This window comes from Streptomyces sp. NPDC104761 (genome assembly GCF_055583445.1).
Genome location: NZ_JBVJNZ010000001.1, coordinates 1,114,140 through 1,135,954 on the forward strand (window position 1 = coordinate 1,114,140; position 21,815 = coordinate 1,135,954).

A 21,815-nucleotide genomic window follows, 5' to 3' on the forward strand; every position below is an offset into this window, starting at 1 on the left:
AAAAACGACCCCCCCCCCGCACCACCCCCCCCCCCCCCCCCCCCCCCCCCCCCCCCCCCCCCCCCCCCCCCCCCCCCCCCCCCCCCCCCCCCCCCCCCCCCGGCGCGGTCCGGTCGCCGAAGCGATCAGCCCGCCTGCTCCCGCTCGGGTGCGGAGCGGTGGGTGAGGGGCGCGCGCAGGCCGAGGTGTTCGCGCAGCGTGGTGCCGGTGTACTCGGTGCGGTAGACGCCGCGTTCCTGCAGTTCCGGGACGAGCAGGTCGACGATGTCGTCGAGGCCGCCGGGGATGAGGTACGGCGTGACGTTGAAGCCGTCGACCGCGCCGTGCCGCACGAAGCGGGCGAACTTGTCGGCCAGACCGGACGGGGTGCCGACGTGCCCCCGCTGCGGTCCGAGTGCGATGACGGTCTCGCGCAGCGACCAGCCGTGCGCCTCGGCCTTCGCCCGCCATTCCGCCACCACCGAGCGTGGGTCGGCGATCCGCCGGGCCCCGAAGGAGCCGTCGTTCTCGGCGACGACCGGGTCCTCCGCGGGCAGCGGTCCGTCGGCGTCGCGATCGGACAGGTCGATGCCCCACAGCAGTCCGGCGATCCCCAACGCCGTCGCGGGCGTGACCTGTTGGAGCCGGATCCAGCGCTTCTTCTCCTCGGCCTCCGCCTCGGTGGCGCCGATGATGATCTCGGTGCCCGGCAGGATCCGCAGGTCGTCGTCGGGCCGCCCGGCCGCGCGCAGCCGGCGCCGGATGTCCTCGGCGAAGGCGAGCGCGTCGTCGAAGTCGTTGCCGTGCGCGGAGAAGATGACGTCCGCGTTGCGGGCGGCGAAGTCGCGCCCCTCGCCGGAGTCACCCGCCTGGAAGATCACCGGGTGGCCCTGGGCGCTGCGCGGCAGGGTGGGGGCGAGGTCGACGTCGAACTGCGGTCCCCGGTGGCGCACTTGGCGAACGGCCCCGGGTACCGACCAGGCGGGCGCGTCCGCCGACGTGGCGACTGCCTTGTCGTCCCAGGCGTCCCACAGGGCGCGGGCCACGGTGAGGAACTCCTCGGCGCGCCGGTAGCGGTCGGCGTGGTCGAGGTAGCCGCCGCGGCGGAAGTTGGCGCCGGTCCAGGCGTTGTCCGTGGTCACCACGTTCCAGCCGGCCCGGCCCGCGGAGAGGAGGTCGAGACCGGAGAGGCGGCGGGCGAGGTCCGCGGGCTCGTTGAAGGTGGAGTTGGAGGTGGAGACCAGGCCGATCCGGCGGGTGACCGCGGCCAGGGCCGCGAGCTGGGTGATGGCGTCCGGCCGTCCGGCCACGTCGAGATCGTGGATCCTGCCGTCGACCTCCCGCAGCCGGAGTCCCTCACCGAGGAAGAAGGCGTCGAACAGGCCCCGTTCGGCGGTCTGGGCGACGCGCCGGAAGGAGGCGGGGTCGATCTGCGAGCCGCTGTCGGGCGCCGACCAGATGGTCCAGTGGTTGACGCCCTGGAAGAACACTCCGAAGTGCAGCTGGGCGTGCGGCCGGGGGACGTCGAGGGGGTCGGTGCGGGTCATCGGGTCTCCTCCTGGACGGCCGCTGCCGCGAATCGGTTGGCGGGACGCTCCAGCCCCAGGGCCGAGCGCAGGGACGTGCCGGGCAGCGGCCGGGCAGTGAGCCGCCGTTCGGACAGGGCCGGCAGGACGAGGCGGGAGAGGACGGCGAGATCCTCGTCCAGCACCAGCGGATGCAGCCGCACCCCGTCCACATGACGGCTCAACTCGTCCAGAAGGGCGACCAGTCCGGCCGCGGACCCGACGTACCGCAACCGCCCGCGGTCGGCCCACGGCGCGTACCGCTCCAGGTCGGTGACGCGCTCGGTGCCGGTCGCGACCGGGGTGTCCAGCGCCACCTCGACCTCGGCGAAGGCGCGGGGCGTACCGGCCCGGGCGGCGGCCGCGGTGACCGACGCCGGGTCGCGGCCCTCGACCAGAGCGACGTCGAGCTGCGCGGCGGGCACCCGGTCCGGGCGGCCCAGGACCACGAGCTGGCCCTGCGGGGGGCGCGGCACGATCGCCGGGCCCTTGACCGCGTAGGTCTCCCCGGTGAAGTCGACGTAGTGCAGCCGGTCGCGGTCGAGGTAGCGGCTCGTGGCGACGGACCGGATCACCGCGTCGTCCTCCCACGAGTCCCACAGGGCGCGGGCCACCTCGACACCGTCCGCGGACTCCTGGGCCCGCGCGGCCGCGTCCGTAACCGGGGGGCGCCCCCAGACCCGGGCCGCCTCGGGGTGCTCCTCCTCCGTCACCACCCACCCGGCGCGGCCCGCGGAGATGTGGTCCAGCGACGCCAACTGGCTGGAGACATGGAAGGGTTCGGCATAGGTGACCGGGACGACGGGCGCGATCCCGACGGTGCTCGTGGACGCCGCGACGAAGGCCGCCCGCTCCACCGCGCCGATCCGGCCGACGGCATCCGGTGCGGCGCCGGGCGGCAGCACTCCGTCGTCCAGGGTGACCAGGGTGAAGCCGGCGTTCTCGGCCACGGCGGCGAGCCCGGCCGCACGGCGCGGGGCGAGCAACTGGTCGGGTGCGTGGGCTGCGCGGCGCCAGGCCGCGGGGTGGGCGCCGTCACCGTCGATCTCGACGGCGAGGTGCAGGGCAGGGCCGGACAATGGACGTTCCTTCCGGGAAGCACGGGAAGCACGGGGAAGCACGGGAAGCACGGGGAAGCACGGGAAGCACGGGGAAGCACGGGAAGCACGGGAACTCCCGGCCGCCGCGCCGCGACGAACGAGCCGGGCGGGGGCCGGCAGGACGGGCCGGACGGGCCACCGCAGGGACCGGATCGGACGGACCACGGCCGGGCGGGCCGGACGGGCCGGACGGGGCCGCGGTATGAGGTGACGGCGAGACGTGCCGGCAGGGCTCAGAGGCGTGCGGAAGGACAGACGGCGGAACAGGTGCGGCAGTAGTCGACATGCCTGCGGACGATCAGCCGCACGCCACAGCGCCCACCTCGCGGTGCCGCGCCGGATACGTGCATCAAGGGCCTCCACCCATCAGAAACCGATCGGTTCACCGTACGTCGCCCGCCCCCGCAGGTGTCAAGGACGGGCCACGCGGCCCCCAACGCCGTCACCGTTCCCCCGGCACAACAGGCCGTGCGCCACGACGGCTCGGTGGCGTTCCGGAGCTCGGAGACGTTCGGCGGCTGCGTGGCGTTCCCCGGCGCGGCCGTGACGGCCGGCCTGCCGTCGGGAATCGATTGAAACCGTTCAATCGGACTGTGCTCGTCGCCCGTTGGCCGGAACCTGCTCACGGCAGGCATGTATCAAAGGCGTCGCGAAATCGCCTGCACGACGATTGACCCCCGCCTCGTCCGGCCTTACGTTACCCACGCCCCTCCCGATTGAATCGATTCAAGCAACAACTCGTCAGTCCCCTTCGTGTGAGTGAGGAGTCGCAGATGATCAGCAGGAGGAACATGCTCGCGGCCGCGGCGGCCACGGTCGCGGCGGCCGCCACCGACGGTCTGTCGGCATCGACGGCGACGGCTTCCGGGCAGCCGCAGGAGCAGGCGCGGCCGGGCAAGGCGGCTGACGGGCTGAGCGTCGTCGCGCCCACCGTCGAGTACGTCCGGCACCCCCTGGGCCTCGACGCCCAGCACCCGCGGCTGAGCTGGCCGCTGGTCTCCGACCGGGTGGACGTGCGGCAGAGCGCCTATCAGGTCCGGGTCGCCACCACGGCCTCGGGACTGGCCCGCCCCGACGTCTGGGACAGCGGGAAGGTGGCCTCCGGCGAGTCCGTGCTCGTGCCGTACGCCGGCCCCGCGCTGCAGCCGCGCACGCGCTACCACTGGTCCGTGCGGGTGTGGGACGGCGCGGGCAGGGTCTCCGGCTGGAGTGACCCCTCGTGGTGGGAGACCGGGCTCATGGGCACCGGCCAGTGGACCGCCGACTGGATCTCCGCACCGGCGAGCCTCACCGACGCGCCGTCCTTCGAGGGCGGTTCGTGGATCTGGTTCCCCGAGGGCGACCCGACGAGCAGCGTGCCCGCGGCCACCCGCTGGTTCCGCCGCACCGCCGAACTGCCCGCCGGGATCACCGCGGCGACCCTCGCCATCACCGCGGACAACGTGTACGCCGTCTCCGTGAACGGTGTCGAGGTGGCGCACACCGACCTCGACACCGACAACGAGGACTGGCGCCGCCCGGCCGTGATCGACGTGCTGGACCGCGTGAAAACCGGCGACAACGTTATCGCCGTCTCGGCGACCAACGCGACCGAGGGGCCGGCCGGACTCGTCGCCGTCCTCGTGGTGCGCACCGCCTCGGGTGAGTGGAAGGTGTTCACCGACGCCACCTGGAAGGCCACGGACACGGCACCGGCCGACGGCTGGCGTGAGCCGGGGTTCGACGACGGGGGCTGGCCCGCCGCAAGGGTGGCGGCCGCCTGGGGCGGCGGGCCGTGGGGGAGGGTGGTCCCGGTGTCGTACGCCGTCACGCAGCTGCGGCACGAGTTCCGGCTGCCGCGCAAGAAGGTGGCCCGCGCCCGCCTGTACGCCACGGCACTCGGCCTGTACGAGGCCCACCTCAACGGCAGCCGCGTGGGCGACGACCAGCTCGCACCGGGCTGGACGGACTACCGCACCCGCGTCCAGTACCAGACGTACGACGTCACCGGGCTGTTGCGGCCAGGTGCCAATGCCCTCGGGGCGTACCTGGCGCCCGGCTGGTACGCGGGGAACGTGGGCATGTTCGGGCCCGGCCAGTACGGCCGGTACCCGGCCCTGCGCGCGCAGCTGGAAGTGGAGTACGCGGACGGCACGAGCGGGCGCGTCACGTCGTCCACCGAGTGGCGGGCCGCCGCCGGGCCGATCGTCGCCGCCGACCTGCTGAACGGCGAGACGTACGACGCCCGCAAGGAGACCCCCGGCTGGACCTCCCCCGGCTTCGACGACGCCGACTGGCTCGGCGCGCGCGGCGCGGGCGACATCGGCCCCGGGCTGATCGTCGCGCAGGTGGACGGACCGGTGCGCGTGGAGCGGGAGTTGACCCCGAAGGCGGTGACCCGGCCCAAGCCCGGGGTCCACGTGTTCGACCTGGGGCAGAACATGGTCGGCTCGGTACGGCTGCGGGTGTCGGGCGACGCGGGCACGACCGTACGCCTCAGACACGCCGAGGTGCTCAACCCCGACGGCACGGTCTACACCGCCAACCTGCGCAGCGCGGCGGCGACGGACACGTACACCCTCAAGGGCGGCGGGGAGGAGGTCTACGAGCCGCGTTTCACCTTCCACGGCTTCCGCTACGTCGAGGTGACCGGGTTCCCCGGCATCCCCGCGGCGAACGCCGTCACCGGGCGCGTCATGCACACGGACGCCCCCTTCACCCTGGACTTCGAGACCGACGTGCCGATGCTCAACCAGCTGCACCACAACATCACCTGGGGACAGCGCGGCAACTTCCTCTCCGTACCGACCGACACGCCCGCACGCGACGAGCGGCTCGGCTGGACGGGCGACATCAACGTCTTCTCGCCCACCGCCGCCTACACCATGGAGTCGGCCCGGTTCCTGTCCAAGTGGCTCGTCGACCTGCGGGACTCACGGACCCCGGCGGGTGCGTTCACGGACGTGGCACCGGTGGTCGGGACCCTCGGCAGCGGCACCGCGGGCTGGGGCGACGCGGGCGTCACCGTGCCCTGGGCCCTCTACCAGGCCTACGGCGACCGCCAGGTCGTCGCGGACGCCCTGCAGTCCGTCCGGGAGTGGCTGACGTACCTGGAGCAGCACAGCGACGGACTGCTGCGTCCCGCCGAGGGGTACGGCGACTGGCTCAACGTCGACGACGAGACCCCCAAGGACGTCATCGCCACCGCGTACTTCGCGCACAGCGCCGACCTCGCGGCCAAGATGGCGGCGGAACTCGGCGAGGACGCGGAGGCCGCGGCCTACCGCGACCTCTTCGGCCGGATCCGGGCCGCCTTCCAGAACGCCTACGTCACCGCCGACGGCAGGGTGCGGGGCGACACGCAGACGGCGTACGTGCTGGCCCTGTCCATGGACCTGCTCCCGGACGCCGCGCGCCCGGCCGCGGCCGACCGCCTCGTCGCCCTGATCGAGGCCAGGGACTGGCACCTGTCCACCGGCTTCCTCGGCACGCCCCGCCTGCTGCCCGTGCTGACCGACACCGGGCACACCGACGTCGCCTACCGGCTGCTGCAGCAGCGCACCTTCCCGAGCTGGGGCTACCAGATCGACCGGGGCTCCACCACGATGTGGGAGCGCTGGGACTCGGTCCGGCCCGACGGCGGTTTCCAGGACCCGGCCATGAACTCGTTCAACCACTACGCCTACGGCTCGGTGGGGGAGTGGATGTACACCAACATCGCCGGCATCGCGGCGGGCCGGCCCGGGTACCGCGAGATCGTGGTCCGCCCCCGCCCGGGCGGCGCCGTCACCACCGCCGAAGCCCGCTTCAGCTCGGTGTACGGCCCCGTCGCCACCCGGTGGCGGCAACGGTCCGGGCGCTTCACCCTGACCTGCGAGGTGCCGCCCAACACGACCGCCGAGGTCTGGATCCCGACGGACACGCCGAAGCAGGTGACGTGCACGCACGGCACCTTCCTGCGCCAGGAGGACGGCTGCGCGGTCTACCAAGTCGGCTCCGGCACCCACCACTTCACTGCCTGACGCCCACTCGGCAGGCCGGGCGGGGCGGACCCGCCGACCGCGCGTCCGCCTCGCCGCAGAACACATCGACTGTGCTCTCCCGCCCCATTGTGTTGAGCCTTGCGCCCCCTTACTGTTCGACTTTGCCCGAGTCTGTTTGGTGTTGATTGCTCAGTCGGTCTGGAGGCCGCGGTGCGGAGTGATCGGATCGGTTCGGAAACGGCGAGACCCGGTGGGCGCCGATGGTGGCAGCCCGTCCTCGCGGCGGCGGCGACCATCGCCCTGGCGGCGGGCATGATCGCCCCCGCGGCGGCGCAGGACGCCGGCGGGCAGGCGCCCGCCCCCGCGCCTGCGGCAACCGCCGCCACCGCCGCGGCCCCGCAGGCGCACACGGTGAGCCTGGACGGCTACTCGTTCCTCGTCGACGGCAAGCGCACCTACCTGTGGTCCGGCGAGTTCCACTACTTCCGGCTGCCGAGCCCGGACCTGTGGCGCGACATCTTCCAGAAGATGAAGGCCGCCGGGTTCAACTCCACCTCGCTGTACTTCGACTGGGGGTACCACTCGCCGAAGCCGGGCGTGTACGACTTCAGCGGGGTGCGGGACGTCGACAAGCTCCTCGACATGGCCCAGGAGGCCGGGCTCTACGTCATCGCCCGGCCGGCGCCGTACATCAACGCGGAGGTCGACAGCGGCGGTCTGCCCGGCTGGCTGACCACGAAGGCGGGGAACAACCGCAGCGACGACCCGCGGTTCCTGAAGTACGCCGACGAATGGCTGACGCAGATCGACCGGATCATCGCCCGCCACCAGCTGACCAACGGCACCGGGTCGGTCATCGCCTACCAGGTCGAGAACGAGTACTACAACGGCTCCGCCGTCGGCCGCTCCTACATGCATCACCTGGAGGACAAGGCCCGCGCCGACGGCATCACCGTGCCGCTGACCGGCAACAACAACGGCACCTTCAACTCCGGCACCGGCGCCCTGGACGTGGACGGCCCCGACTCCTACCCGCAGGGCTTCGACTGCTCCAACCCCGCGAAGTGGAACGGCGTCCCCGACATCAGCTACGACCACCCTGCCGGGAAGCCGCTGTACTCCCCGGAGTTCCAGGGCGGCGCCTTCGACCCCTGGGGCGGACCGGGCTACGACAAGTGCGCCCAGCTGATCAACGACCAGTTCGCCGACGTCTTCTACAAACAGAACATCGCCGTCGGCACCACCGCGCAGAGCTTCTACATGACCTACGGCGGCACCAACTGGGGCTGGCTGGGCATGCCGGAGAACTACACGTCGTACGACTACGGGGCGGCGATCCGCGAGACCCGGCAGCTCGACCCGAAGTACTACGAGGACAAGCTGATCGGGTACTTCACCCAGTCCGTCGCCCCGCTGACCAGGACCGAGGCGATCAGGTCCACCCCGCCGGACGACTCCGCGATCGTCGACACCGCCCGGATGAACCCCGACACGAAGACCCAGTTCCACGTCCTGCGGCACGGCAACTCCACGTCCACCGCGGTCGACAGGACCCACATCTCGCTCGACTTCAACGCCCAGCCGGCCGCGGACACCACCTACACCTGGGACGACCCCGACTCCGCGCTCCAGTACGCCGGTTCGTGGTCGCACGTCGCCAACACCAGCTACACCGGCGGCGACTACAAGCACACCGAGTCGTTCTCCGACAAGGCCGGCGACTCGCTCACCGTCCCCTTCGAGGGCACCGCGATCCGCTGGATCGGCTCGAAGACGAACAACCACGGCTACGCCGACGTCTACCTCGACGGCACGAAGGCGGCGACGGTGGACGACTCCGGTGGCGAGAACCAGGCCGTGCTCTTCCAGAAGACCGGCCTCACGCCGGGGGCGCACACCCTGAAGATCGTCGTCGACGGCACCCACAGCTCGGCCTCGACGGACAACTACGTGGCCGTCGACGCCATCGACGTACCGACGGGGGACTCCGCCGCCGAGCCGACCTACCCGGTCGTGCCCCAGCAGCCCGGCACCGCGATCACCCTCGACGGCCGCGACTCGCACGTGATCGTCGCGAACTACCGTCTCGGCGACTCCCAGTTGCAGTACTCGACGTCGGAGATCATGACCAGTGCGACGATCGGGGACCGGGACGTCGCCGTGCTCTACGGCGACGCGGGCAGCGACGGCGAGACCGTGCTGCGCTACGCCACCGAGCCCACCGTGACCGCCACCGGCGGCACGGTCACCACCACCTGGGACGCGGCCACCGGCGACCTGCGCCTCAACTACACGCACAAGGGCCTGATCCGGATCAGCATCAGCGACGCAGGGAAGCGACCGCTCCTGCTGCTCGCCGGCGACAAGGCCACGGCGGAGACCTTCTGGCGCCAGGACACGGCGACCGGTCCGGTGCTGGTGCGCGGCACCCACCTGCTGCGCACGGCGACCAGCCTGGACGGCGGCCGCACCGTGGCCCTCACCGGCGACAACGCCGACGACAAGGACATCGAGGTGTTCACCGCCGCGGACCGGGTCACCTGGAACGGCAGGACGGTGCGCGGCGCGGCCACCGGCACGGCGAGCCGCACCGGGACGATCCCGACGGCCGCCCCGGTCCACCTGCCGGAACTGACCAACTGGAAGCACGCCGAGGAGTCGCCCGAAGCGGCCCCCGGCTTCGACGACACCGGCTGGCAGGTGGCCGACAGGACGACCACCAACAGCGTCTCCGGCAGTGACGCGCAACCGGTGCTCTACGCGGACGACTACGGCTTCCACACCGGCAACACCTGGTACCGCGGCCGCTTCCGCGCCACCGGCAAGGAGACCGGCGTCCACCTGGTCTCGGACTCCGGCGGCGGCGCGCAGGCGTTCTCCGCCTGGCTCAACGGCACCTTCCTGGGCAGCTCCACCACCGGCAGCGCCGACTTCACCTTCCCCGCCGGTGCGGTGAACGCCGAGGGGGACAACGTCATCTCCGTGCTCACCGTGAACATGGGACACGAGGAGGACTACAACTCGACCAACGGCAACAAGACCGCCCGCGGCCTGACCAGCGCCTCCCTCACCGGGGCGCCGCTGACCTCCGTCACCTGGCGGGTGCAGGGCGTACGGGGCGGCGAGGACCTCCAGGACACCGTGCGCGGCCCGCTCTCCACGGGCGGCCTGTACGGCGAACGCGCGGGCTGGTCCCTGCCCGGCTACCCGGACCGCACCTGGGACCAGGTGTCACTGCCGGCGACCGACACCCGCCCCGGCGTCTCCTGGTACCGCACCGACGCCGACCTGGACCTGCCGCACGGTCAGGACACCGCCATCGGTCTGACGTTCACCGACGACCCGTCCCGCAAGTACCGTGCCACGATCTTCGTGAACGGCTGGCAGGTCGGCAACTACGTCAACTACCTCGGCCCCCAGCACACCTTCCCCGTGCCCAACGGCATCCTCAACCCCAACGGCCACAACAGCATCGCGATCGCCGTCTGGAACCTGGACGGCAGCACCGGCGGCCTCGGGAAGGTCTCCCTCACCGACTACGGCAGCTACGCCTCGTCCCTGCGGGTCGCGCAGAACGACAGCCCCCGCTACGACGCCGGGAAGTACGCGATGCCGCAGCGCCCGGGGGCGGACGTCACCCTGGCCGTGCCGGACGCCGCGCAGTCCGCCCAGGCCTTCACGGCCGAGACGTCGGTACGGGTGCCGGGGGGCCGGCCGTCCGCCTCCCGCCTGACGGCCGTGCTCTCCGCCCCCGACGGCTGGACCGTGACCGCCACGAGCCCGGACTCGGTCGAGCGGGTACGACCGGGCGGATCGGCCACCTTCACCTGGACGGTCAAGCCGCCGGACGGCACCCTCCCTTCCGCCTCGGCGCTCACCACCACCGTGCACTACGTGCAGAGCGGGCGGCAGACCACCGGCAGTGACGAGCGCATCGTCCGCGGGATACCGCCGGCCCCGCCGGCCGGGCAGAGCGCGGTGAGCGACCTGCCGTTCCTGTCGTCCACCAACGGCTGGGGCCCGGTGGAACGCGACACCAGCGTCGGCGAACAGGCGGCCGGGGACGGCCGTCCGATCACCGTCGCCGGCGTCGGCTACGCCAAGGGGCTGGGCACCAACTCGGTCAGCGACGTCCAGCTCTATCTCGCCGGGCAGTGTTCCCGGCTGACGGCGGAGGTCGGCGTCGACGACGAGACCGGCGGCGCGGGAACGGTGACGTTCTCCGTGATCGCCGACGGCAGGACCCTGGTGACCACGCCGACGATCCGCGGCAAACAGGGCGCGGTGCCGATCGACGTCGACGTCAGCGGCGCCCAGGTGCTCGACCTGAAGGTCGGCGACGCGGGCGACGGCAACGGCAACGACCACGGCGACTGGGGGACCCCGACGCTGACGTGCGGCTAGCCGGACGGCACACCGGGCCCGGCTGCGAGGGCAACACGGGTGGCCCCGGGGGCACTTCGCACGGTCCGTACTCCTGGCCGGGCAGACCGTTTCGGAACGGAATGGTCGGCCAGGAGTATGGCATGCCGCGCAGGGGAGACCTCGATCGGGTGAATGAGGAGCAGGCAAGTGGCCTATTCCGTGCGGGAGTTCCCCCTCGCCGGTGCCGTGCCGGGGCGCATCCGCGGTGTCCGGCCGCGGTGCAGAAGGGGCTTGCGGGCAGGTTGACACGCCCGGGGGTACAGAGGCAGGCCGTTCGTGGCGGGGTAATGTGTTCAGGAATCGAACAGTTCCCCGTGGGAGCCGCGATGACGGCTGCGACGGGAGAGCCGGCCGTCCGGGCCACCCGCATGTGACCTCTGAAGATGGAGCCGATGAACGTGTCGACCCGTGGCAGACGGCTGCGGAGCCGGGCCGCCACCGCAGCCATCGTCTGCGCGATCGCCGTGTTACCCGGCCCGAGTTACGCAACCCCCGGCGAACCTGATCCGCGCAACGACAAGTCGATCGAGGACATCCAGGACGAGCTGAACGGCCTCTACCGGCAGGCGGAGGTGGCGACCGAGGCGTACGACGCAGCGGGCGTGAAGGCGGCCGAGCAGGAGAAGCGGCTCGCGTCGCTCCACACGGACCTGGCCCGCACCGAGAACAAGCTCGCCGACCTGCACGATCTCGCGGGTGCGGCCGCCCGCACGCAGTACCGCGGGGGCAATCTCGACTCCACGGGCCTGCAACTCCTGCTCGGCGACCACCCCGAGCACGCCCTGGACGACGCGGCCCAGGCCCGGCAGGCCCTGCGCGACGTGGTGACCGTGTCGGAGAACCAGGCGAACGCGCGCGCGGAGTTGAGCCGGCAGACGGACGCCGCCGCAGAGAAGCTGCGGGAACTGAAGAACACCCGCGCGGACAAGGCCGAGGCGAAGCAGAAGATCGAGAAGAAGATCGCCGAGGCCGAACGGATCGAGGCGGGCCTGAAGAAGGAACAGACCCGCAAACTCGCCCAGTTGGAGAAGGAGGAGGCGAAGGAGGCCGAGGCCAGGTGGACGGGACCCGGTTCCGGCGGCAGCACCTCGACCGGTACCGGTTCGGTCCGTGGCCGGACGAAGGCGAGCGGAGCGGCCGCGAAAGCCGTCGACTTCGCGCTGGCGCAGATCGGCAAACCGTACGTGTGGGGCGCCGTGGGCCCCTCGTCGTACGACTGCTCGGGGCTGACCTCCACCGCGTGGGCGGCGGCCGGGCACCCCATACCCCGTACCTCGCAGGCGCAGTGGCAGGGGCTGACCCGGGTCAGCCTGTCCTCCGTGCAGCCTGGCGACCTGATCATCTACTACGACGCCACCCACGTGGGCATGTACATAGGCGACGGACAGATCGTCCACGCCCCGCGGCCCGGACGCACGGTCACGACCGCACCGGCCGCCTCCATGCCCATCCTCGGTGTCGTCCGACCCGGAGTCTGAGCGGATGACCTCCTCACTGACCCCCCGCAACGAGGGAAACCTGCCCGCCCTGAGCGCACCGCCGCTGATCCGGCTCGACGCCTACGTGGCCGAGGACGGCTCGACGGTCGTCAACGGCCATCTGCTGGAGATGGGCGGCACCCGGCCCCCCAACGAGGCGATCCTGGACGCGATCGCCATGTTCGCCCGCACCCTGGGCGCCCCGGTGGCGGCGACCGTCATCGACCGCAGCGTGCTGCAGGTCGCGCGGCTGCGGGTCTACCCCGACGGCTCCAGCCGGACCATCGCCGACGAGGAGGACCTGCCGCCCGGGCGCGAGCGCACCGCCGCGGAGGAGGAGGCGTTCCCCCCGCTCGCCCGCGTCGAACGCATCATCCAGCACGCGCAGCGCGGGGAGCTGCACGCCGCGTCCGTCCTCGCCAGCGCCCTGCGGGAACACCTCACCCTGCGCAGGGGCGCCGAGGACGAACTCTCGCTCGAGGCACGGGCGATCGAGGCGTACCTCGCCTACCAGCGCGGCGACTACATGCTCTCCACCGTCCTGGCGCTGACCGTCGCCCGCATCCGCTGCCGCACCGACCTGAACCGCGCGGCCCCCGAGGTGGCCCGCGCCACCGCGGCGTGGCAGCGCCTGACGGACGACGGCCAGGTCGCCACCCGAGGGCAGGAACTGCTCCACATGTGGGAACACCTGGCCACGGAGGGCATCCCGCTGGAACCCTCCCACCAGGCCATGGCCCGGGCCGTCCGGAGCCGGCTCGAACGGGGCCCCCGCTCACTGCCCGTCCCGGCTCCGGCCACGGCACCGGCCGTGACGGCGGGGCAGGGCCCGATCGCCCCCGAGGACACGCCCCTCAGCCCCACACGCCGGGGTATCCGCAGATTCACCCGACGCCCGGGCCGCTCTGCCGGGCCGCAGTCCTGAGCGTCGACGATCGCCCGCAACTCTGGTGCCGCGTACGAGCCTTGGCTTCCTGCCCGAGCCTTGGCCGCCCACCCACGGAGAGTGCGGCGACCGGCGGAGGGGTCCTCGGCACTGGGCACCGCCGCGAGCTGACCGCCCGGCCCTGCCTCGGCAGGGCCTCTCAGTAGGCGTGGTGGACCTGCCAGAACGCCCAGGCCTGGCAGGGGCTGCCGTACGTGGTGTTCATGTAGTTGAGACCCCACTTGATCTGCGTGGCCGGATTGGTCTGCCAGTCGGCGGCCACGGAGGCCATCTTGTTGCCCGGCAGGGCCTGGACGAGGCCGTAGGCGCCGGAAGAGGGGTTCACCGCGAGGTAGTTCCAGGTGGACTCGTGATCCACGATGTTGCTGAAGCACTGGAACTGGCCGCTGCCCACGATCTCCATGGCCATCGCCTTGATCTGCGCCACGGTGTAGGAACTGCGCACGGGGAAACTGGCGGCGGGGTCACCCGCCGCGGCCTTGGCCGCCGCCTGTTCCTCGGCCGCGGCCTTCTTGGCCTTCGCGGCCTTGGCCGCCGCGGTCCGGGCGGCCTGTTCGGCGTCCTTCCGGGCGCTCGCGTCCGCCTGCACCGCCATGGCCTCGGCCTGCTGGGTCAGCGACGTGGTCTGCACCCGGGCCTGCTGCCCCGCGGGCAGGTCCGCGAGGAGGGTGGCGTCGGCCGCCGTCGCCTCCGCGTCGTTGCTCTGCGCACTGCTGCCCGAGGCGACACCGACGACACTTCCGACAGCGGTGACCGCGGTGGCCGACGCCACCGCGATCCCCCGGACCGTTATGCGGCTCACGCGCTTCTCTTCCTCTTCGCCCGGGCCACCGTGTGCGGCGGTCGACGGAAGTGTCTGGCTTGACGGGTGGGACAGTTGGAACACTCTTGCGTGCCGGCCCGGCCGGCGCAATGCCGACGGGAGTGCGGATGCTCACACCCTCGCCGCAGCGGGCTCAGGAGGCCACCATGAGCCCCGATGAGAAGTGCCGTGAACCAGAGCGACGGGTGGGTCGTCGGGATCGACGCCGGCGGCACCCGGACCCGCGCCGTCCTCGCGGACGCGCGTGACGGGCGGGTCCGCGGGGAGGGCGAGGCCGGGCCGGGCAACGCGCTGACCGTGCCCGGACCCGAACTCGCCGCACATCTGGCCGAGGCGGTCGCGTCCGCCGTCCCCGAGGCGCTGCGGGGGCGCGTCCTCGCGGTGGCCGGCGGTTTCGCGGGCGCCGCCCGGGCGCCGGAGGAGGAGCGGGGCCGGGTACGGGCGCGGGCCGCTCTCAGCGCGGCTCTGTCCCGGCTGGGGATCGCCACCGATGCCGTCGAGGTCCACAGCGACGTCGAGGCGGCCTTCGCCGGGGCACCCGGGCAGCCGGCCGACGGACTCGCCCTGGTGGCCGGCACGGGAGTGGTCGCCGCCCGGATCGAGGCGCGTGTGCCGACCGCCACCTCCGGCGGGGACGGCTGGCTGCTCGGGGACGACGGCGGCGGGTTCTGGATCGGCCGCGAGGCGGCCCGCGCGGCGCTGCGGGCGGTGGACGGGCGCGGCGGACCGACCGTATTGACCGGCACCGTCGGACGGGCACTGGGGGTCCCGGCCGACACGCTGCCGCCGGCCGGCGGCGGGTCCTGGGCGCCCGCCCTGCGCGCCGCCTACCGGGCGCGGCTGCTGCCGGCCGTGCTGGACCGCCCGCCGGTACGGCTGGCCGACCTCGCGCCACTGGTGCCGGAGGCGGCGGCGGACGACGACCTCGTCGCCCAAGAGATCCTCCGGGAGGCGGTCGCCCATCTCGCCCGGACCGTGGACGCGTTGCGGCCACGCCCAGGCGAACCCCTGGTCGTCACCGGCGGCCTGACCGCCCCGGACGGCCCGTTGCTCACCCCGCTCGCGGCACGGCTCGCCGGCCTCACCCTCGTCCCGGTGGCGGACGGCCGGGCGGGGGCCGTGGCGCTGGCACGGCTGCTCACCACCGGCCACCGGCCCGCGGACGCCCCATGACCACCGGCACTCGCCGATCCCTCCGCCCCCGCCCGCCACGCACGCGCGACGGAACCGGCCGCGGCACCGAACTCGGCCCGTTCCAGGGCCCGTTGACGGAGGCACGGGAGGAAGGGCCGCCCCGGAGCAGGGGGCGGGCGGCCTTGTCGGCGGCCGTGAACTCGGCGGAGCAGACTGGCGGTCGAGGGCTCTCGCCGGCGCCGCGCACCCCCGGCCCCCTCGACAGAGGTCACCGGCTCAGTGCGATCGCCGGGCCTTCACCGCGTGCTGACCGGCGATGTGGTCGGTCAACGCCAGTGCGGCGCTGGCCCGTTGGTACGTGAGCTGGGCGACCCGGACGTAGAGGCAGTCGATGAGCAGCAGCACCGAGTGGCGGGCGCCGATGATTCCGGTGGGGAAGCTGGTCTCCGGGGTGGACGAGATGAGCCGGATGCCGGCGGCGCGGGCGAGCGGGGAACGGGGGTCGGCGGTGAGGGCGATCGTGGTCGCGCCACGCTCCCTGGCCGTCTCGAACGGCTCGGTCGTCTCGCGGGTCGAGCCGGAGTGCGAGATGCCGAGCGCGACGTCGGCGGGGGTGAGCAGCGCGGCGGAGGTGACCGCGGCGTGCACCTCGGTCCAGCCGCGCACCGAACAGCCGATCCGGAACAGCCGGGTCTCGGTCTCCTGCGCCACCGCGCCGCTGCCGCCCATGCCGTAGACGTCGATCCTGCGGGCCCGGGCCATCGCCTGTGCGGCCCGCTCGACCGCGTCCAGGTCGATCCGGTCCAGGGTCTGCTGGACGGCCCGCAGGTCCGCGGTGCCGACCACCTTCACCACCCGCTCCAGACTGTCGTCCGGGGAGATGTCCGGACCGATCTCGGCCGTGCCCCAGTCGGAGACCTCGCCGCGGCCCCGCTCCTGCGCGAGCGCGATCAGCAGGTGCTGGTAGGAGTCGAGACCGACGGCCCGGCAGAATCGCGTGACGGTCGCCTGCGAGGTGCCGGTGCGGCGGCCCAGCTCCGCGGCCGAACAGTGCGCGACGGCGGCCGGATCCTCCAGGATCAGCTCGCCCACCTTCCGCAGGGAGCCGGCCAGGCGCGGCAGCTCGGTTCGGATCAGTGCGGTGACGTCGGTCGAGGGCATGGGGAGACGGTACCCGGCACCTTATGAGCCGTCAGGTGAATACCCGGCCGGCGACGGCACGCCGTTGCACCGGCCACCGAGTGCGTGATTTATTGATTCGTCGATCGGGGTGAAGCCGGGGTGGTTCGATCCGCCGTCGGTCACGGGTTCCGGCGGGTACGGGTTCCGGCGGTTCCGCCCCCGGGACGCGTCTCTGCCGTGCCGGCAGGGGGGAGTGCGCACGTGTCCGTCGAGTCCGCCGGCGGGTCCTGGGCCGAGCCGGTGAGCGCCGAACGCTTCGCCCGCGAGGGTCTCGCCGCCCTCCACCGCCTCACCGAGTCCGCCCGTGCCGACGTCGTCAGGGCCGCCGGACTGATCGCCGACTGCGTCCGCGCCGACGGGGTCGTCCAGGCCTTCGGCACCGGCCACTCCCAGGCCCTGGTCCTCGAAGTCGCAGGCCGCGCGGGCGGGTTGGTCCCCACCAACCGGATCAGCATCGCCGACCTCGTCCTCTACGGCGGCGAGCACCCCAGCGTCCTCGACGACCCGCTCCTGGAGCGCGAACCCGGCGTCGCCGCCCGCCTCTACGCCCTCGCCGCCCCGCGTCCCCAGGACCTCTTCGTCGTCGTCTCCAACTCCGGGGTGAACAACGTGATCGTGGAGATGGCCCTGCACGCCGGGGAACGCGGCCACCGCATCCTCGCCCTCACCTCCCTCGCGCACACGAGGGCGGTCCCTGCGGGGCATCCCAGCGGCAGGAAGCTCGCCGACCTGGCCGACGTGGTCCTCGACAACGCGGCCCCGTGCGGCGACGCGCTGCTCGAACTCCCGGGCGGCGGCGCGGTGTCGGCGCTGTCCACGCTGACCGGGGTGATGCTGGTGCAGATGGCGGTGGCCGAGGCGGCCGGTCTCCTGCTCGCCTCCGGCGACCGCCCGCCGGTCTACGTCTCGGCCAACGTGCCCGGCGGCTTCGAGGGCAACCTGGAACTGGAGAAGCGGTACGCCGGACGGATCCGGCGCGGCGCGAGCTGACGGCGCGTCGACCGGTGGGCGGCGCCGCCGGCGCCGAAGGAGCGCGGGTTCCGGGGTGCGGGACACCGGGACGGGGAGCCTGCCTGTCCGGATCACCGTTCCGAGCCGTGCGGCGACGATTCGGTGCCCGGCCCCGGTGCCGCGGTCAGACCGGGCTGTGCCTTCCGCACCCGGCGGTGTCGTGACCTCGCCTGGGGCCTGGCGGCCTCGGACAGGGCCGGCTGGAGGCGGCGGGCGGCGTCGACGTGGTCGTCGGTCCAGATGATCCGGACCGCGACAGGGGTGGCCCGGCCCTGACCGTCGCTGAGTTCGGTGCGGACGGACTCCACGAGCCGCGCCGCCCCCTCGGGCCGCAGCGGGACGGCGTCGGGCACGGCCGTACCGTCCCCGAGGCTCGCGGCGAACTCGTGGTACCAGTGGGTGACCAGGGCCGCCGAGCCGAGGACGGCACGGTGGGCGTCGGCCCGGACGGCCTGGACACGCGCCAGGTCCTCGCCCTGCCAGAGCGAGACCACGGCGTCGGCGGCCAGCCGGAGCCCGACGACCCCGGTGACGAGCGTGGTCGCGCAGGACAGCGGCAGCGGCTTGGCACCGCGCTCGGCGAGGTAGTTGCGGAACGCGTCGTCGAGGCGGCGGGCCGCGGCCGCCGCCACCCGGCCCTGCGGATCGGGGTCGGTGGGTGTGCGGTGACCGAGCGCGTAGTCCACGGCGTGACCGAGGTAACGGGCGCTGGCGTCGTACGCCTCGGCGAGTGCCTTGTGGACCGCTCCCCGGGCGCCGCGCGGCCAGAAGAACACCGCCACCAGCACGCTGACCAGGCACCCGAGCACGATGTCCTGGACGCGCAGCAGGGCGATGTGCCAGTTCGGGTCGTGCCCGATGTTGAACAGCACCACCAGCGTGACGGTGAACGCGGCCTGCCCGGCCGCGAAGGAGATGGCGGCGGGCGCGATCCCGGCGCACAGGATGGCCACGGGGAGCACGAACCACAGCGCCGTGCCGTGGTGGCCGAGGAGATGCAGCAGCGCGGCGCCCACCACCGACCCGCCGACCGTGCCGAGGACGGCGCGGACGGCGTTCTGGCCGGTGCTGAGCGCGTTGGAGCGGAGCACGGACAGGGTGCCCAGCAGCACCCAGAAGGAGTGCCCCACGCCGGTCACCCCGGCCAGGAACACGGCGATGCCCAGGCCTACGGCGCCGCGCAGGCTGTTGTGCAGCCACACCGAGTCGGGCTGGAGATGGGCGACGGCGCGTTCCCGCGCGGCCGCGAGGGGCGCGGTCAGCGCGCCCGGCTCGAGGCCGAGGAGCCGCTCCGGCCAGCTGCGCTGCCAGGCGGTGGCCGCCACGTCGACGTTCTCGGCGATCTGCAGCACGGCGAAACCGACTTCCTGGGCGCGGAAGGACACGTCGAGCGTGGCGATGAACCCGTAGACCTCCGCCGTGCTGGTGCCGCCCGGCTGCTCGGCGGGCACCTGGACGGTGGAACTGTGCTCCATCCCGGCCAGGGCAGCCCGCAGGTCGCTCTCCCGGGTCCGCAGCGGGCCGGTGTCCCCGCGCAGGTCCGTGAGCAGATCGCAGGCCGCCTCCAGGACGTGCGCGGCGGCGCGGCGCACGGTGTGCGCGGCCGGATCGCAGGCGGGGGGCTCGTCGGTGTAGTCGGACCGGTCGACGAGGACGGCACACAGCCAGGTGAGCTGGTCCACCAGCCGGACCAGGGCTCGCGAGGTCGCGGACAGACCGGTGGGGCGGTACGTCGTCGCGTCGAAGGCCCCGCGCAGGTCCGCGCCGGTCCGGGCGGTGTGCTCGGCCCCCGCCCGGCACCGCTCGGCGTCGGACCCCGGACCGTCCGGCCCCGGCAGGTCCGCTCGGAGCCGCAGGTACCCGGCTGCGGCGCGGCAGACGGCCGCAGCCGGAGCGCTGAGCAGGTCGGCGACGGGACGCGGCCACAGCAGGGCGACGGCCGGCAGCGCCACCGCCCCCGCCAGGCCCGCGCCGGCCAGGCGCGCGGGCAGTTGCGACAAGGACCCCGGGGCGGTCACCGGCAGCACGAAGGCCAGCAGCAGCGCCGTCGAGCTGCCGGCCAGGACCGAGCTCACCACACCGGCGAAGAGAACCGCGAAGCCGACCACGACCGTGGCCGCCACGGAGAGCCAGAGCCACGGCGCGACCAGCGTGCCGAGGCAGATCAGCACCAGCCACGCCACCGCGAGCGCCGTCTGCGCCCGCAGCCGCTCCAGCATCGGCCCGGAGTAGTCCACCAGCAGCAGCATCGAGAACGAGCCGAACGCGGCGTAGCTCGCCATCGTCGGGGAGTGCAGCACCTCGTTGCACAGGGCGAACAGGGCGGGCATCACCAGCGCCGTACGCCCGGCCCGCCGGGTCGCCGCGAGATCCGGGTCCTTGCCGCGCAACCACGTCACCCACCGTGGCGCCCGCCCCGACATGTCCACCTCCTGCCGGCCCCGGGCGGCCGGCCCCGACGCCGCACCGCGCACACCACCCATATGCGGTCACCGCCGGGCCGCCCGCAACATTTGTCCGGGTCCCCGGGAGCGGTCCGGCTCAGCGCACCGGGAAGCCGAACGAGTACCCCTGTTCCTTCAGCCACGGAAGCACCTCGCGCAGGGCGTCGACCGTCTCGGAGCGGTCGCCGCCGGCGTCGTGGAAGAGGACGGTCGGCCCGTTCGGCAGCTCCTCCTTGACGGTGGCGACGATGGCGGCCGTGCCGGGCCGCTCGAAGTCCTTCGAGTCGACGTTCCAGCCCAGCGGGCGCATGCCGTGGGAGGCGGCGACCTTGCGGCTGTACGGGGTGAAGGCGCCGCCGGGGGCGCGGTAGTAGAGCGGCCGCACACCCCCGGACGCCTCGGTGATCATGCTCTCGGCGTCGAGGATCTGCCGGGACTGGTAGGCCTCGGACTTGGTGTCCATGGTGACGTCGTGGGAGACCGTGTGGTCGCAGAGCCGGTGCCCGGCCGCCACCACCGCCCTGACCAGGTCCGGGTGTGCCTTCGCCTGCGGTCCGATCATGCAGAAGGTGGCCTTCACGCCGTACTCCTCGAGCACCTGGAGCACCTTGGGGGTCCAGACCGGGTCCGGTCCGTCGTCGACGGTGATGTTCACGCCCCGCGCGCCCCGGTCCGAGGCGTGCGCGATCTCCACGGACACCGCGGCCGGAGCCGCCTTCGGCGCGGGATGGTGCACCGAGGTCCCGGCCTTGGCCGGGCCGCTGACGGGACCCGCCTGCGCGGTCCACAGCGAGGCGGCCACGGTCACGGCCGTGACCCCGAGCGCCGCCGCGGCCACCTGGCCGTACCATCCCCGTCCGCCGTGCCGCGCCATGTCCGCCCCGATCCGTGCCGTTGAGTCGATCTCGTGCACCCGTCAGGACGGAGAACGGCGGGCATCGGATCCCTCCGTTACCGATCACGGACAATTCCGCGGGAGTTTCGCGACAGGCGCTCTGCGAGACCTCTAACGCAGCCCGGCGCGATCGGTGTTGGCGACCCGCGCGGAACGGCGCACGGGACCGGGGCACGGGGGTACTCTCGCGCCCCGGACGCGAACATGCGCGCCCGCCGCGCCGGAATGTGGTGGTGCTGCGGGCCGTCTCGCGCGGTCGTACCGGGGTCGTATTCCTCCTCAGGCGGAGTGCAGGGCCAGCGGGCGGCGCCAGGAACGGGGAGATCGCCGCCCAGCTCTTCCTCGGCGTGCACACCGTCGACCACCACCTGCGCAAGGTGTTCCGGAAACGCGGCGTCCACTCCCGCCGGGAGCTGACCACCCACCGCGACCGGCTCACCTCGGGACAGTCCGGAACGCGGTCCGCCGCTCGCGACGATCACGTGGAGAATGTCGAGTTCCTCCGGTCGTCCTGGCGCGGTGCCGCCCCCGCCCCGAGACTGACTGCCGGAGCCCGAGGGGCGGAGGGGGTAGTCATGACATCGCGCCTGCAGTGGGTCCAGGGCCGCGGAGAGCACGCCGTCGTCGCACGCGGCCGGACCTACGCGGCCGAGGTCCTCGTCAAGTTCCTCGTTCTGGCAGGCCTGGTGTACATGCCGGTCCTGCTCTTCCACTGGGGCCAGTGGATCCCGTTCGCCGCGGCCGGTGTCTACCTGTTCTGGGAACTGCGCCGCGTCAGCAGCGCCCTCGGCGAGCTCGCCGACCTGTGGAACGAGCAGCACCGGCAGCGGCAGGAGCCGGTGGGGAGTGACACCCTTGGCTGACCCGGGCC

At 73.2% G+C, this 21,815-nt stretch carries 13 protein-coding genes and 1 pseudogene; 8 read left to right on the plus strand and 6 right to left on the minus strand.

The window, feature by feature from the left end:
- Positions 1–125 precede the first annotated feature (125 nt).
- Both ACZ63F_RS05080 and ACZ63F_RS05085 read right to left on the minus strand, forming a co-directional pair.
- Positions 126–1,526, minus strand: a complete 1,401-nt coding sequence (locus ACZ63F_RS05080; RefSeq protein ID WP_469708806.1) for an NtaA/DmoA family FMN-dependent monooxygenase — start codon at positions 1,524–1,526, stop codon at positions 126–128.
- Complete coding sequence (locus tag ACZ63F_RS05085) at positions 1,523–2,623, minus strand: LLM class flavin-dependent oxidoreductase (RefSeq protein ID WP_469708807.1); 1,101 nt, start codon at positions 2,621–2,623, stop codon at positions 1,523–1,525. Before ACZ63F_RS05085 ends, ACZ63F_RS05080 begins: the two co-directional genes overlap by 4 nt.
- Positions 2,624–3,417: 794 nt before the next feature.
- Here ACZ63F_RS05085 and ACZ63F_RS05090 point away from each other — a divergent pair.
- From ACZ63F_RS05090 to ACZ63F_RS05105, 4 genes are all read left to right on the plus strand, one after another.
- Positions 3,418–6,645, plus strand: a complete 3,228-nt coding sequence (locus ACZ63F_RS05090; RefSeq protein ID WP_469708809.1) for an alpha-L-rhamnosidase — start codon at positions 3,418–3,420, stop codon at positions 6,643–6,645.
- 171 nt (positions 6,646–6,816) lie between these two features.
- Positions 6,817–11,010 (plus strand): beta-galactosidase, encoded by a 4,194-nt coding sequence (locus ACZ63F_RS05095; protein ID WP_469708811.1) that lies wholly within the window; start codon positions 6,817–6,819, stop codon positions 11,008–11,010.
- Between the two features lie 413 nt (positions 11,011–11,423).
- On the plus strand, positions 11,424–12,509 hold the full coding sequence (locus ACZ63F_RS05100; RefSeq protein WP_469708813.1) for a C40 family peptidase: 1,086 nt from the start codon (positions 11,424–11,426) through the stop codon (positions 12,507–12,509).
- A gap of 4 nt (positions 12,510–12,513) precedes the next feature.
- Entirely contained in the window at positions 12,514–13,434 is a 921-nt protein-coding gene (locus ACZ63F_RS05105; RefSeq protein WP_469708815.1) for a hypothetical protein, read from the plus strand.
- Positions 13,435–13,594: 160 nt separating this feature from the next.
- On the opposite strand, the gene ACZ63F_RS05110 is transcribed toward ACZ63F_RS05105, so the two are convergent.
- Positions 13,595–14,257: an aggregation-promoting factor C-terminal-like domain-containing protein gene (locus tag ACZ63F_RS05110; protein ID WP_469708816.1), complete on the minus strand. Its 663-nt coding sequence runs from the start codon at positions 14,255–14,257 to the stop codon at positions 13,595–13,597.
- 177 nt (positions 14,258–14,434) lie between these two features.
- Here ACZ63F_RS05110 and ACZ63F_RS05115 point away from each other — a divergent pair, with 177 nt between their 5' ends.
- Entirely contained in the window at positions 14,435–15,451 is a 1,017-nt protein-coding gene (locus ACZ63F_RS05115; protein ID WP_469708817.1) for a BadF/BadG/BcrA/BcrD ATPase family protein, read from the plus strand.
- A gap of 237 nt (positions 15,452–15,688) precedes the next feature.
- On the opposite strand, the gene ACZ63F_RS05120 is transcribed toward ACZ63F_RS05115, so the two are convergent.
- Positions 15,689–16,573, minus strand: coding sequence for a MurR/RpiR family transcriptional regulator (locus tag ACZ63F_RS05120; RefSeq protein WP_469708819.1), 885 nt, complete (start codon positions 16,571–16,573; stop codon positions 15,689–15,691).
- 222 nt (positions 16,574–16,795) lie between these two features.
- Between ACZ63F_RS05120 and ACZ63F_RS05125 the strand changes: the two genes are divergently transcribed.
- Positions 16,796–17,584: a sugar isomerase domain-containing protein gene (locus tag ACZ63F_RS05125; RefSeq protein WP_469708822.1), complete on the plus strand. Its 789-nt coding sequence runs from the start codon at positions 16,796–16,798 to the stop codon at positions 17,582–17,584.
- A gap of 92 nt (positions 17,585–17,676) precedes the next feature.
- Here the strand turns inward: ACZ63F_RS05125 and ACZ63F_RS05130 are convergent, their stop codons facing one another.
- Complete coding sequence (locus ACZ63F_RS05130) at positions 17,677–20,004, minus strand: FUSC family protein (protein ID WP_469708824.1); 2,328 nt, start codon at positions 20,002–20,004, stop codon at positions 17,677–17,679.
- A 142-nt stretch (positions 20,005–20,146) separates the two neighbouring features.
- On the minus strand, positions 20,147–20,923 hold the full coding sequence (locus ACZ63F_RS05135; RefSeq protein ID WP_469708826.1) for a polysaccharide deacetylase family protein: 777 nt from the start codon (positions 20,921–20,923) through the stop codon (positions 20,147–20,149).
- A gap of 254 nt (positions 20,924–21,177) precedes the next feature.
- Between ACZ63F_RS05135 and ACZ63F_RS05140 the strand changes: the two are divergent.
- Both ACZ63F_RS05140 and ACZ63F_RS05145 read left to right on the plus strand, forming a co-directional pair.
- Positions 21,178–21,354, plus strand: a pseudogene (locus tag ACZ63F_RS05140) (LuxR C-terminal-related transcriptional regulator); the annotation flags it as partial.
- Between the two features lie 165 nt (positions 21,355–21,519).
- Positions 21,520–21,807, plus strand: coding sequence for a hypothetical protein (locus tag ACZ63F_RS05145; RefSeq protein WP_469709356.1), 288 nt, complete (start codon positions 21,520–21,522; stop codon positions 21,805–21,807).
- Positions 21,808–21,815 lie beyond the last annotated feature (8 nt).

Bases quoted from the DNA above. Each gene is read 5' to 3' on its own strand.
- ACZ63F_RS05115 (WP_469708817.1), top strand. From the start codon at position 14,435: ATGAGAAGTGCCGTGAACCAGAGCGACGGGTGGGTCGTCGGGATCGAC.
- ACZ63F_RS05080 (WP_469708806.1), bottom strand. From the start codon at position 1,526: ATGACCCGCACCGACCCCCTCGACGTCCCCCGGCCGCACGCCCAGCTG.
- ACZ63F_RS05105 (WP_469708815.1), top strand. From the start codon at position 12,514: ATGACCTCCTCACTGACCCCCCGCAACGAGGGAAACCTGCCCGCCCTG.
- ACZ63F_RS05135 (WP_469708826.1), bottom strand. From the start codon at position 20,923: ATGGCGCGGCACGGCGGACGGGGATGGTACGGCCAGGTGGCCGCGGCG.
- ACZ63F_RS05120 (WP_469708819.1), bottom strand. From the start codon at position 16,573: ATGCCCTCGACCGACGTCACCGCACTGATCCGAACCGAGCTGCCGCGC.
- ACZ63F_RS05100 (WP_469708813.1), top strand. From the start codon at position 11,424: ATGAACGTGTCGACCCGTGGCAGACGGCTGCGGAGCCGGGCCGCCACC.
- ACZ63F_RS05090 (WP_469708809.1), top strand. From the start codon at position 3,418: ATGATCAGCAGGAGGAACATGCTCGCGGCCGCGGCGGCCACGGTCGCG.
- ACZ63F_RS05145 (WP_469709356.1), top strand. From the start codon at position 21,520: ATGACATCGCGCCTGCAGTGGGTCCAGGGCCGCGGAGAGCACGCCGTC.